The sequence below is a fragment of the Streptococcus dysgalactiae subsp. dysgalactiae genome, assembly GCF_900459225.1.
GTDB lineage: Bacteria > Bacillota > Bacilli > Lactobacillales > Streptococcaceae > Streptococcus > Streptococcus dysgalactiae.
In genome coordinates this window covers 279,987-292,615 of record NZ_UHFH01000003.1, presented here as the reverse complement: position 1 = coordinate 292,615, position 12,629 = coordinate 279,987, and the positions used below count along the sequence as shown (strand labels likewise).

The 12,629-nt window shown below is 41.0% G+C and carries 10 protein-coding genes; all 10 read right to left on the bottom strand.

What is annotated here, in order from left to right; translation table 11 throughout:
* Window positions 1–3: 3 nt before the first annotated feature.
* The 10 genes from DYD17_RS01660 to DYD17_RS01615 all read right to left on the bottom strand — a co-directional run bounded on the left by DYD17_RS01660 (window position 4) and on the right by DYD17_RS01615 (window position 12,367).
* Window positions 4–681: a triose-phosphate isomerase gene (locus tag DYD17_RS01660; protein WP_115252587.1), complete on the bottom strand. Its 678-nt coding sequence runs from the start codon at window positions 679–681 to the stop codon at window positions 4–6.
* Entirely contained in the window at window positions 678–1,520 is an 843-nt protein-coding gene (locus DYD17_RS01655; protein WP_003049576.1) for a class II fructose-bisphosphate aldolase, read from the bottom strand. The genes DYD17_RS01660 and DYD17_RS01655 overlap by 4 nt, the downstream gene beginning before the upstream one ends.
* Window position 1,521: 1 nt before the next feature.
* Window positions 1,522–1,806 carry a PTS sugar transporter subunit IIB gene (locus DYD17_RS01650; protein ID WP_003049575.1) on the bottom strand — a complete coding sequence of 95 codons (285 nt, stop codon included), beginning with the start codon at window positions 1,804–1,806 and terminating at the stop codon, window positions 1,522–1,524.
* The gene (locus DYD17_RS01645) at window positions 1,803–3,143 is read right to left on the bottom strand and encodes a PTS galactitol transporter subunit IIC (protein ID WP_115252586.1); all 1,341 of its coding nucleotides are present in this window, start codon (window positions 3,141–3,143) and stop codon (window positions 1,803–1,805) included. The genes DYD17_RS01650 and DYD17_RS01645 overlap by 4 nt, the downstream gene beginning before the upstream one ends.
* A gap of 9 nt (window positions 3,144–3,152) precedes the next feature.
* Entirely contained in the window at window positions 3,153–3,611 is a 459-nt protein-coding gene (locus tag DYD17_RS01640) for a PTS sugar transporter subunit IIA (protein WP_003049573.1), read from the bottom strand.
* A 1-nt stretch (window position 3,612) separates the two neighbouring features.
* Entirely contained in the window at window positions 3,613–5,562 is a 1,950-nt protein-coding gene (locus tag DYD17_RS01635; protein ID WP_003049572.1) for a BglG family transcription antiterminator, read from the bottom strand.
* Window positions 5,563–5,872: 310 nt separating this feature from the next.
* Window positions 5,873–7,468, bottom strand: a complete 1,596-nt coding sequence (locus tag DYD17_RS01630) for a type I restriction-modification system subunit M (protein ID WP_115252585.1) — start codon at window positions 7,466–7,468, stop codon at window positions 5,873–5,875.
* Window positions 7,469–7,488: 20 nt separating this feature from the next.
* Complete coding sequence (locus DYD17_RS01625) at window positions 7,489–8,634, bottom strand: restriction endonuclease subunit S (RefSeq protein WP_003049569.1); 1,146 nt, start codon at window positions 8,632–8,634, stop codon at window positions 7,489–7,491.
* 108 nt (window positions 8,635–8,742) lie between these two features.
* Window positions 8,743–9,351 (bottom strand): hypothetical protein, encoded by a 609-nt coding sequence (locus DYD17_RS01620; RefSeq protein ID WP_115252584.1) that lies wholly within the window; start codon window positions 9,349–9,351, stop codon window positions 8,743–8,745.
* A 43-nt stretch (window positions 9,352–9,394) separates the two neighbouring features.
* Complete coding sequence (locus DYD17_RS01615; RefSeq protein WP_174221705.1) at window positions 9,395–12,367, bottom strand: type I restriction endonuclease subunit R; 2,973 nt, start codon at window positions 12,365–12,367, stop codon at window positions 9,395–9,397.
* Window positions 12,368–12,629: the final 262 nt, after the last annotated feature.

The window sequence follows — 12,629 nt, the reverse complement described above, 5'->3', positions numbered from 1 at the left end:
CTTTCAGAGAGCCTTTTGTAAGGCTGCTATCATGTCCTGAAACATTTGTTTTGGTGATGTTGCTTTCATGATACCACTAGTACAGCCTGTGCCATCTGCACCTGCCTTGATCACTTGGTAAACATCATCGGCTTGACTTACTCCTGCAGCCTGCATCATCAAAATATCTGGATTGATGGCTTTAACGGCAGCATTGGTCTCTTGAACATAGGATAAATCGCTGGTTTGGCCAGTGCCAATAAGCGCGGTGGGTTCGCATAAAATAATATTTGGGTTTAAGACGGCAATAGCTCTGGCTTCTGCAACAGAATCTGCACAAACAATCGTTATTAATTCCAAAGCCTTAGCCCTTTCAAGGGCTTGAACTAACTCTGTCAAGGTCATCGGATTTTCGGCATGGTTTAAAAAAACTGCTCTGACACCATTTACCACTAAAGATTCTGGCAAAACCTTCCCCATACCACGGCCAGGCAAGATGCCATCCATGTGTTGAGCAGTTACAATGATATGCTTAGTGCGTTTGCTAAGCTCTGCTAATTCGGCGTAAGGCGCTGTCATAAAGATACTGATATCATCAGTAACTAGGCTATCGGCCAACTCTGCTAATTGGTAAAGCTGTTCCCCACATAGGTAAGACTTGGGATTAAAAACAAAGAAATGGCGATTAAGGTTTGCCTTCATTGACTGCCTCCCCTTCTTGTTCCAAAAACATCATAGTAATGGTCTAGAACTTTTTCCATGGCAACTTGCATGGTAGACATCAAACTCGGATAATCAGTAATCTTTGAGTCAAGGCGATGTTGGTAGGCAGCTACAATCACATCTGAAAAAATATTAATTTTGGAGATACCCTCTCGAGCACATCTAGCTAAATTGTCGTCACCTGATGATGAACCACCGTGTAAGACTAAAGGAATGGGCAAAGCTGCTGCAATTTCTGTCAAGCGCTCAAAGTTGAGCTTGGGTTGTCCTCGATAAATACCGTGTGCCGTTCCGATTGAGATTGCCAAGGCATCAACCAGTGTTTGTTCGTAAAAAAGTTTGGCATCTTCTAAGCTGGTATAAATCGAGTCTGTCACCCGATGGTTTTCCTGATTAGCATTGGCACCAACAAAGCCTATTTCTGCTTCAACGGCAACACCACGCGCTCTAGCATAATCAACAATCTCTCTGGTCTTTTTGACATTCTCATCAAAGCTATCCAATGAAGCATCTATCATGACCGAATTAAACCCTAAGTCAATGGCTTTTTTAATAAAACCACTATCTTGTCCGTGATCCAAATGAAGAACCACTGGAGTTGATAAGGTTTGTTGGAAATAATAGCCAATGAGCGCTGCTTCTTCCAAGGGTAACCACTGGCTGTGAGACTGGGCAAAAGCTAAAATCAAGGGGAGCTTGCGCTTCTCACTGATCTTGGCATAGGCTTTGGCACTAGCAAAATCAATATAGTTCATAGCAGGCACAGCATAATGACATGCTTTTGCTGTTTGCAATACCTGAGACATATCTGCTTTCATTCTAAGCCTCGATTTCTTTTTTGACCTCTTCCCATAGCTGATCTGTTCCAATACCTGTTAGTAAAGGCAGCCCCATAATAACCTTGTCTTTCACGCTATCTGGAACAACGGTTGTGGAAATAACCACGTCATAATCATCAATATGATTGATTTCTTCGGCGATTTTTGATTGGAACAGTTGGACTTTATCAGTGTGACCATTCTCAGCAACCCAAGCTTTGACTTTTCCCATAACAACTGTTGATGTGGCAATTCCTGAACCACACATGACTAATAATTTTTTCATTTGATAACCTCACTTTTTGAATTTGACCCTTTATTGACATAGAAGAGGCCTGCTAATGAGACGACTAAGACTAGCGTAATCACCAACCAAGGGAGATGGTTGGCTGCAAAGATGAAGAGGCCTGTTGGCCATAGGCCACCTTCTGCCATAGCTGTGATACTTGAATGACCATCCAAATTAAATTTGGCAGCCTTAGCCGAAGCTGTTACAAGGGGGGCCGCCCAAGAGGTGATGTATAAGATTGACACCATGTAAATCGCACCGCCTATTACCGTCCGAACAATATTTCCTCTAAAGACAGCTGCCATCAGACACACTACAAAAGGAATGGTCGCTAAGTCTCCGAATGGCAAAGTCGTATTTCCTGGTAAGATAACAGCTAGTAAAATCGTAATAGGAACAAGCAATAAAGAACTTGATAAAACAGCTGGATGCCCTACTGAAAGAGCGGAATCCATACCGATATTAACCTCGCGTCCTGGGAAGCGTTTTTGCACAAAACTGTTTGCCGCTTCCGAAATAGGAGCTAAACCTTCCATTAAAATAGAAACCATGCGCGGCATAAGAAGCATGACTGCTGCTGTCTTAACCCCCAATTGCAAGATGCCTTGAACATCATAGCCAGCTAAAATACCGATAACAATCCCAATGATTAGCCCCATAACGGTACTTTCTCCAAAAATACCAAATTTCTTTTGAATGCTTTCAGGATCCGCTTCAATCTTGTTGAAACCAGGAATGCGATCAAAAAGCCAATTTAAAGGAATAGCGACTAAAAATCCTGGTGCTGACGTTCCATGAGGAAACGTGATGTTAGGAAAACCATAGAATCTCTTAATCGCTGGTGCAATAATGTCTGCCAGCAGATAAATCATCACTTGGTAGGCCAACATAGCATTTTGCCCTAGGGCAAAATGTTGTGTCACCGCGTAAACAAGCGAAGCCACAAAGGCTGCGTGCCAAAAATTCCACATGTCAACCATTAACGTTTTCGTCCACCCGATGAACAGCAAGAAGATATTGATGGCAATTCCAATAGGAATAGCTAAGCTTCCTAGAAGAGTTCCGTAAGAAATAGCTGCCGCCGCTGGCCAGCCAACATCTAGTGTGGTTAATTGCAAGCCAAAATGTTCTACCATAGCTTGCGCTGCTTTTCCCAAACTTCCCGACAATAACTCGACAACCAGATTCAAGCCAACAAATCCAATCCCGACGGTTAAACCAGCGTTAAACGCCTTGCGTGCTGGGGTCCCCAAAAGCATCCCGAAGATAAAAATCAAGATAGGCAAGACCACAATGGCGCCTAAGTCAATAAAATGTTGCAACAAGTCAAACATAATAACCTCCTATATGATATGATGACGTGACAGTAACTGTAAAACACTTTCTTTTTGATCTGGTCCATAAGCGAATAGGTCATGCACCACATCAGGATTTTGCAATAGCGCAATTAGCTTTTGTAACATATCGACCTGCTCATGCGGGTCTTTGATGGCTAACATGATGATTAAGCGAACAGAGACAGGCTGGTCATTAGTAGCCATCTGAGTAAAGCTTACTGGCTCAGTCAAAGTCATGAGGGCCAGCTGGGTATGATTCACATGCTCACTATCCGTATGCGGAATAGCCACCCCATAACCCTCAAACTGAAGGCCTGTCGGGAAAATAGCTTCCCTATCTATCACCGCTTTGACATAACTGTCTTTGACTGCTCCTGTCGCGACCAATTGATTGCTCAGATAATCTAGAACTTGCTCAGCACTCTTAATGTTGTCTACTTGAAGACAAATGACTTCTTCTTGCATCTTAGTCCTCTTCTTTCTTTAGTAATAATTCGATAAATGCTTTTTCATCTGCCGTTTGAGATAAACTGTCAATGAAGGCTTCATTATCAATTTTGCTATAAAGGTGCACTAGGGCCTCCTTATACAATTCCTCTTCCCCTTCTTTAATGGAAATCAACATGACCACCTTGACACGATTCTTGCCCCAAATCACTGGCTCTTTCAAGGTTAGCAACGAGAGCTGCGAACGTCCCACCATCTCTGGATTTGCATGTGGCAGAGCAATTCCAGTATAAATACTGGTGCTGCCCATCTTTTCTCTCTGGAGAATAGACGTGAGGTAGGCAGGATTGTCACGATTTTCAGAAAAAGCATGCTGCGCTAAAAAACGTAAACAGTCTTCTTGGCTTGTCAGCGATTGATGTAAATAAACCTCGTGTTGAATCAAATCCTTTAGTAGGGCTTGTTTGGCATCGTAATCATCATGAACAATAGATAGTACCTTACGATTACCCTTGGTCAAATCCAAATAGAGCTTTTGGATATTATCCAACTCGTCATTAGTTAGAACAGGACTAACCAAGACATAAGGCAGCGGAAACTCTTTTAGCTGAATAGAGCTGATTAAGATATCCGCTTTCCTAGCCACTGATGAGTCCAATTCAGATAAATCGACCGTCACCAGATGATCATAGTGCGAAATCAATCGCCTCAAAGAACTAATGATTAATTCTGACGTTGCCAAACCATGAGGACACACAATAACAATCGTCAGGGGTTTTTCTAACTTTTCAACCGCTATCTCAAAATAAATGGTTAAAAAGGCAATTTCAGCATCCAACAATTCTAACTGGTACTGATCAGACAACACTTTCGAGGCTAGCCAAACCACATGAAATAAGATCGAGTAACGTTTTTTAATCTCTTCTGTGGTTTGATTGGCAATATTAATCCCATTTTTCAAGCGGTAAATCATGGGTCTCAAATGGTTGCTAATCATCTTGACCAAATCTGTATCATGACTCAAATCAAGGCCAGATAACTGTCCCACTCTTTCAATCAGTTGCTTAGTCAATTGCACAAACTGCTGATTTTCCGAAGGAAAACTCTCATAACCCACCGATAAAATCGTTAAAGATAGTTGCTTTACTTCTTCCGGTAATAATGTATCCACAGGTCGATTGAGGGAATAGCAGAGCAAATCACCAGCAAAAGGGTAAACGCCAAACAAGGCCATATCTTGACCAATTGGTAAGGGCTGAGGCCTTAACAAATAGCCCTGCTGACATCTTTTTGTCGCAATTAACAAGTCCAAGATAAGGTAAATCTGGTACTGTTCTGAAATCGTATAAGCATATAAATCAGATGCTTCCTGCACTGCCTTGATGATGCCTTCAACGTTTTCTTGGTCAAAAAAGAAAGCCAACACGCCGTCAGATGGATGATTGTTTAGCCGCTCTGCATATTTCTCAATGAGCCGATTACGGAAAAAATGACGGCAGGCTAACTCATCACCTTCCAAAGAAACGAAACCATTGTGCCTAATCAACTGACAGTTATAATCTGCTAGCTGCATATCAAGCTTTTCAAGGTCACGTCGAATAGAGGTCTCACTGACAAATAAGTCCAACGAAAGATCCAAAATCGAGAGGGAATGCCCAAGCAAAAAGAGAGATTTAAGGTAAACATCCTCACGCTCCAAAAATGAATGCTCCTTATCCGTCGCTTGAACCTGATGGTCCAAAGCCTGACAAAGGGATTCCTTCACACTATCTGGCCCGAGAATGCAAACCCCATGCCTAGGAACTTTTTTCAAGACAAGATCATAGGGCGTCAAAAACTCTTGCAAAACCAGCAAATCACTGTAAATCGTTTTTACCGACACTTCAAAACGATCTGCTAAAACCTGACCGCTTTGGTAGTCTTGTGAGCGAAGCAACAGTCTTAGCACACCAATCTGACGATGATTCATTCTTACTCCTTTTCTTAACCTAACTCCATTTTATAGTAAGCGCTTACTTTTATGAAACCAACTTACTTCCACATTAATCTTAACCTATTGACGATTGCGCCAATAAACAGTACCCCAACTAGCAACCACACCACTATCAAACACGAAAAAAGAGCACTAGAACCATTCTAACGTACTCTCTCATCTTCTATTGTTATGCTAAAGGGACTCTCTGTCAAGTCTGAAAGGTTAGAGCGATGAAGTTTTAACCTTTTATAACAGGCTTAAGCAAAAGACCTCATTACTGTCAGCAAGTTCACATCATAGAAAGCTATCCTAATTTACCTCTAAACTCATCCAACTCTTTTTGAGCTTCTGGTGTGGTACCAACCAAGTTCGCCAACATAACCTCTAAGCTAGCAGTCGTTTCAGCAATACTCTTTTCTGTTTCTTGAAGTTGCGCCGCTATTTCTGTCAACGGCACGACAGGTTCTTCTTCAAACGTGTCAACATAACGTGGAATATTAAGGTTGTAATCATTTTCCACAATTTCCTCAAATGATGCCAAATGCGCAAACTTATCCACATCCTCACGCGCCTCATAAGTCTTGAGAATCTTCTCAATATGCGCGTCCGTCATATTGTTCTGGTTTTTATTTTTGATAAATTCCTTAGACGCATCAATGAAGAAAACATCCTTATTGGTGCGATTTTTCTTAAGGATGATAATGGTCGTTGGAATAGAGGTATTATAGAAAATGTTGCTTGGGAGCCCAATCACGGTATCGATAGCCCCTTCTTCCAACAAGTGCTGACGGATCTTTTTCTCAGCTGCGCCACGGAAAAGCACACCATGTGGCAGGACGATAGCCATAACGCCACTGTGCTTGAGATGATAATAGCCGTGTAATAAAAAGGCAAAGTCAGCTTTTGACTTGGGTGCTAAAACACCAAAAGCTGAAAAACGAGGATCTTGCAAGAAACCAGCTGCCCCAGACCACTTCATGGAGTAGGGCGGATTCATCAACACCCCATCAAAGTCTGTCGGCTCAGTCGTTGGCCAGTCTGCATCCAAGGTGTCACCATTTCGCAAGTGCTGGTTTTCAATCGGAACACCATGCAACATCATGTTCATACGCGCTAGATTATAGGTTGACGTAATCACTTCTTGCCCAAAGTAGGACACAGTAGAAGCTTGATTGCTGTATCGTTTAGCATTCAAAAGAAGCGACCCTGACCCCATGGTTGGGTCATAAAGTGTCATCCCTTTTTTATCCTCACGCCCTGCAAAGACAATCTGCGTCATAAGATGGGAGACGGCTTGAGGGGTGTAAAACTCACCGGCTTTTTTCCCAGAATCAGAAGCAAATTGTCCGATAAGGTACTCATAGGCATCGCCCAGAATATCGCCCGCATGTACCGTTAAGTCCAGCGTATTCAGTTCCTTCATGATATCAGAAACGGTTGTGTTTTGTTTCTGCGGTGTTGCGCCTAACTTTTTAGAATAAAGATCAATATCTTCAAAAAGGTTTTCAAAAGCTTCATTGGACTGCTCGATATCACGAAAAGCCTGTGCTAAGGCTTCTAACTGGAAGCACCCCTCGTAAATCTCACTCACCAAAAAACTAAAGGTCAAACCAGGCTCAATCACATAGCCCAGCTCATCCATAAGAACCTCCACGAGATCATCATGGACATCTTCATCTGAGAAGTTTTCTTGATAAAGGGCTTGCGCTTGGCTGAATGAGACAAAAGGTTCATCCAGATTGTCACAGACAGCCAGTAAGAGCTTATCTGATAAATATTTGTAGAAAATCAAACCCAAAAGGTAAGACTTATAATCACTGGCATCCATCTTGCTGCGTAGGATATCCGCTGAGTTCCAAAGCGCCTGATAAAGGCTACGAGAATTGTTTGTATCTGTCATTTCTTTTTATCCTTTACAACTTAAACAAAGATCTTGCGCAAAAGCGTAGCCTTCATAGCATTTAGAGAAGCTAACTTAGATTCCACCTGAGTGATTTCCTCATCTAAGGTTGAGAAAAAGTTACCAATGGCTTCTTGTTCGGGGAGGGAGGGGAGGGAAAGTGTAATCTCACTCATAACATTATTCATTAACTTTGGATTACCCACTTTTGATACAAATTTCCATGCGACTGAATTTAAAATCTCGGCAACCATCTTATTAGCATAACCAGATTCTGAGAGCAGTACTCCATTCACGTTTGTACTATAAAATTTTCCTTTTCTGAAATTGACAGTTCCAGCATTCGCGCCGTCAGTCGTCCAAGTAATTGCATCACTAAATAGACATTCACTATAATAACCCAACAAACCGTTATTTTGTGTTTGTGAAGAATAGACGGGATATTGATTCTTATTATCTTTAATTTTACTAACTTTTGTAGCTGAAAGCACTTGACCTCGTGTTACTTTAAAGATTTCTCCAACTTTCTTCTCTTCCCAGTCCCCTTCAAAGCTATCAAAACGAAGGGCAGGCACTTTTTGACCTTTTGCAGGAAAGAGTAATCTCAAGTATGTCTTCTTGTGCTCTTTCAACAAATCCAACTTACGCTCATGAAGGGTAAGAAGGTCGTCTAGTTGACGGAAAAAGTTGCCGATGGATTCTTGTTCGGGGAGGGAGGGGATTTGAATTATTGTTGATTTAATATCTTCGGAATTTATGGATTCAAATGTTGAACCAGTACTTAGCCTCTTCCAATATCCATCTTTTTTCAGTTTACTTAGTGTTTGAAATAAAAATTCATTACCTTTTATACCCGCTACTCCTCGTCCTAAAACAACATCAAATGCAGTCTTTGCAACATCACCAACAGGAGCTCTAACAGAAATGATTAAATCACCAGCATCTGCTGTTTTTGTGATCTGTGTCGTCCAAACTCTCGGAAAAACATAGCCATTCTTTAAATCTGCATTTCCTTGGACTAGAATATAATCTGAAGGATTAGCTGTATAATTTGTAGAACTCGGGGACTGACCCATTGTTACTTCAGCCACTTCCCCCAACTTCCGCTCTTCCCAAGCGTCTGTATAGCCGGAGAAACGAAAATCAGGTATTTTTTCTTTTGTCATTTTTTATTCCTTCTATTGCCATAAACTACTTTCCATTTGATCTTATTTTTTATAACAGCATTTTCAGAACTTATTTTTAAAGATCCCTAATGGATTTCTATCAGGATTTCAACACGAATCATTGTTTTTCAGTCTTGCACCATCCTCAATACCAAATTTTATGGCTGCTCTCTCATAAATTTCTTCTTGAAAGTAGTTTCGAGAGATGAAGCGATACAGTTTTTCTACTGGCCAGTTCTGCCAATCCTTGTGTAGCAGTCGAAAGTCATAAGATACTCCACCCTTTTCTCCTACCTCAGCTATGATTCCCTTACGCTCATTTTGAAGTTTCTTTTCCTTCTTCTTCTCAGACTCTTTAAAGTAATCCGAAAGAGGCAGGGACAGCGGAGACAACTTAGGAAACTCATCGTCAAAGATTTCTTTTGATAGGCTAGCCTTAAATGTCCATTCAAATCGAGCTTCTCCAAGAATTTCTGGATCATTTAGAAAAAAGCGATCATCTGGTAAACCTTTAAAATTTTCCCGATTTAAAAGTTCTGTGAAATTGAACATATTCTGAGAATCTAGCTGGAAAGTAAAATCACAAACCATCATTCCAGTGCTTCCACATTCTTGGTAGGTCATTTCCTTTTTGTCTAGATCTAGTGTCAGATAAGCAACTTCCTCATTTCCTGAGTGCATAATATATTCACAATAATGATAATAATTTTCCATCATACACTTATACTCCCTCAAGTTGATTTTGAGTTATATACTCTTCCTACCTCGCCCTCAGCGGCAAGATTTCTTCTTCAATCATGGTCATATAGTCCTCTTTGAGGGCTTTTTTGTATTTGAGTTTATTGAGAGCTTTGTCCCCATGTTGGGCTTTGTAGGCAGCATAATCTTGGCTGTCAGCGACGGCTTTTTCACCGATTTGTTTGTCTCGTCCTGGGCGGTAGTGGTCTGCGACAAATTGCAGTGCTTCTTCTTCCACATACCAGTTTTTTGCCACTTCTCTGACCTTGTCAGAGATGGTTTTGGCTATCATTTCTTCAAGTTGATAAGAAACAGATTTGCCTTCAAAGTCTGCTTTGTTGTTTTGTGCTTCTTGCCAGAGTTTAGAAACAATTTGCGATAATTTCGGATTGGACTTGTCCAAGTCTTCGATGTAGTTGTCTACTAATTCCTTTTCACGCGCAGGAATGGCCCTGTCTTGATCAATCAATTGCTGCATGAGAGACAAGATGTAGTGATAATTGATATCGTCCTTATGAATGGATTCCAACTCATACTCGATATCAATTAGCTCCGCCTCACCGTCATCTTCACCACGACGTCGGCGCAATTCATCGATGATATTGTGATAAGCACCGGCATAGGATTCGATTTGCTCTGCTGTTAAGCCCGTCTCTGCAAACAGTTCTTCTTCATCATATTCATTATAAACTTGCAGGGCAGCGAAGCTTTTGTCAAACTCTTGGAAAGCCTTGGCAAAGCGTTTTAATTCCGCATCTGTGGAGGCATCTAAGTCTGGAACCAATTCAGGTGTGGGTGCAAGTTCTTTGAAAGTGGTCAATTTTTGACTAAAATTTGTTTTTGATTCTTGCCAACCAGGGGCTAGGACTTCGTTTTCACCACCATTGGAATAAAGGCTGAGCGCTTCATCAACTTTTTCTTTAAACCGTTCTGGCGTTTGGTAGGTCACAATCTGACCATACTTTTTACCCTCATCAAAAAGACGATTGGTTCGTGAAAAGGTTTGAATTAAGTGTTGAGGCTTCATAGGCTGACGATCGATGAAGATGGTCGATAGGCATGGCGCATCAAATCCGGTCAAAAGCCTGTCTACCACGATGACCAAGTCTAGTTGTTCTTCACGGAAAGAAAAACGTTCTTTTTTGCGAGCTAGGCGGTCATTGAGATCCGTGTTATAGGCTTGAATGGTCGCTAAATTAAAATGCGTGCCAAACATGTTATTGTAATCATCAAGACTGGCTGTCATCTCTGCTTGATTGACTTGAGAACCTTCATCATTTTCTGTTACTGAATAAGTAATTGCAACCTTTGGAAAATCTGGTAATACTTTTTTGACACCTTCTGAAATGGTCAAGGATTTCTCTCCAGCTTTAACGGCCTTGATTAAGCGGTAATAGGCCTGCGCTTGAGCAATACTTTTGACCGTTAGGAGTCCAACATAAGTTTTTCCGACCCCATTTTGAAAACCAAGTTTGCGTCTTGACTTGTTCAAGATACTATCTAGCACTGTTAACATGTGTCTTTCATCTTCATAAGCCGACTCGTCAATCTCCTCTTTGGCTGTGAAGGGCATGGTAGTTTGGTATTCCACTTGAAATCCGAGAACCGCCTTGTCATGAATAGCTTCTTTTACCGTGTATTGGTGGAGGCAATCCCCATACTGTTCTTTGGTGGTTTGTGCCAAATCACCTTTTTGCTCCCTTTTATTTTCTGAGAAAATTGGTGTCCCAGTAAAGCCATACCAGAGAGAGTTTGTAAAGAAGTTTGATAGATAGCGTTGACGCTCAGGTGTTACTGCCCTGTGGCATTCATCAACTACAAAGGCTAGGTTTAACTCTTTGATACGTTTGTAAACTTTTGCATGACGGCCTTCATCAAATTGGCGAATCATGGCATTAAGTTTTTGAATTGTTGTTACGACAACACGTCGGTCTTCCGATGACAGATTTTTGACCAATTCTCTAGTATCATCCGTTTCATCAATATCAATCATGTCATTTTGCGCGTATGATAAAAAAGCAGAGCTGGTTTGCTGATCCAGGTCTCTTCTATCGATGACGAATATAGTCTTTTCAATAGATGGAATCATGAGGAGATTTCTGGAGACCTTATACGATGTCAAGGTTTTCCCTGAACCAGTTGTGTGCCAGATATAGCCTGATTGTCTGCGCATGCTTGCCTCACGAATAGCCTCAATGGCATGTACCTGATATGGGCGAAGTAAAATCAAAGCTTTGTTGTCATCATCGATAACGGAATACTGCATGACCATTTCGTGAGCTCGAGGAATGGATAGAACTTCTCGGGCAAAGTCAAAAAGATCAGGTTGAGGTTGATTATGGACATCGACCCACTTGGTTAGGAAGCGCTCATTTAGTTTAGATTCTTTTGCTGCAGCAATATAGCGTGTCTCTGTGACATTTGACACAACAAACATCTGCAAACTTGAGTAAATCCCACGAAACTGACCTTCTTGTTCATATTTTTTAATTTGTCGAAAAGCATCCATATAGGGATGAGAAGGGGATTTAAGTTCCACCTGAATCATGGGTAAGCCATTGATCAACAAGGTAACATCACCTCTACGTTGACGAAGTGAATCGCTACCAGTCATAACCTGATGGACAACCTCATAAGATGATTTACCACCTGCAACATTAGAGCGCCAAAGCACCTCAAGTCTGATGGTTCCAAGGCTGACATCTTCACGTTGTACTTGCACTTTGGCAATACCATTTTCTCCAGCAATCCACTTAGCCGCTTCATAAAAATTCACAAAGTTAAGTTGGTTTTTGATCTGGAATTTTTCAGATTTTGTCAATGGATATTCTGATAACAGTTTTGTATTATTTTGAGCTAGTTTTTCAAAAAAATTATCCCAAAGTTTGTCTTCGGAGTTTAAATCAGCACGATAAACCCACTGGCTTTGACCAGTAGTCAGTTGTCTGATTAAATCATTTTCAATTTGTAATTCCTGGGATGACCGTCTCTTAATTTTTATGTCTATCATACTCTTCCATGCCTCTATTTATATCATTTCTACTCTGATTGCAACACCTTATTTTATCACAATTAATACATTTTATAAATTCCTCTCCAATTTATCATTAGGTTTAATGTTTTTTATAAAATTTCTTCGAAAGATATATCCGATTTCTTACTTTCTTTATTCTGAGCGATAGAAAACCGGAGTCTATACTCTGCACTGGAAAAACATTGATTTGGTAAAAACTCAAATTGACTTAAGGCATGTACTG

What these genes read in the sequence shown, in the direction of transcription:
- DYD17_RS01660 (WP_115252587.1), bottom strand. Translation starts at nt 681, where the DNA reads ATGAAGGCAAACCTTAATCGCCATTTCTTTGTTTTTAATCCCAAGTCT.
- DYD17_RS01630 (WP_115252585.1), bottom strand. Translation starts at nt 7,468, where the DNA reads ATGACAGATACAAACAATTCTCGTAGCCTTTATCAGGCGCTTTGGAAC.
- DYD17_RS01635 (WP_003049572.1), bottom strand. Translation starts at nt 5,562, where the DNA reads ATGAATCATCGTCAGATTGGTGTGCTAAGACTGTTGCTTCGCTCACAA.
- DYD17_RS01650 (WP_003049575.1), bottom strand. Translation starts at nt 1,806, where the DNA reads ATGAAAAAATTATTAGTCATGTGTGGTTCAGGAATTGCCACATCAACA.
- DYD17_RS01645 (WP_115252586.1), bottom strand. Translation starts at nt 3,143, where the DNA reads ATGTTTGACTTGTTGCAACATTTTATTGACTTAGGCGCCATTGTGGTC.
- DYD17_RS01655 (WP_003049576.1), bottom strand. Translation starts at nt 1,520, where the DNA reads ATGAAAGCAGATATGTCTCAGGTATTGCAAACAGCAAAAGCATGTCAT.
- DYD17_RS01640 (WP_003049573.1), bottom strand. Translation starts at nt 3,611, where the DNA reads ATGCAAGAAGAAGTCATTTGTCTTCAAGTAGACAACATTAAGAGTGCT.
- DYD17_RS01620 (WP_115252584.1), bottom strand. Translation starts at nt 9,351, where the DNA reads ATGATGGAAAATTATTATCATTATTGTGAATATATTATGCACTCAGGA.
- DYD17_RS01625 (WP_003049569.1), bottom strand. Translation starts at nt 8,634, where the DNA reads ATGACAAAAGAAAAAATACCTGATTTTCGTTTCTCCGGCTATACAGAC.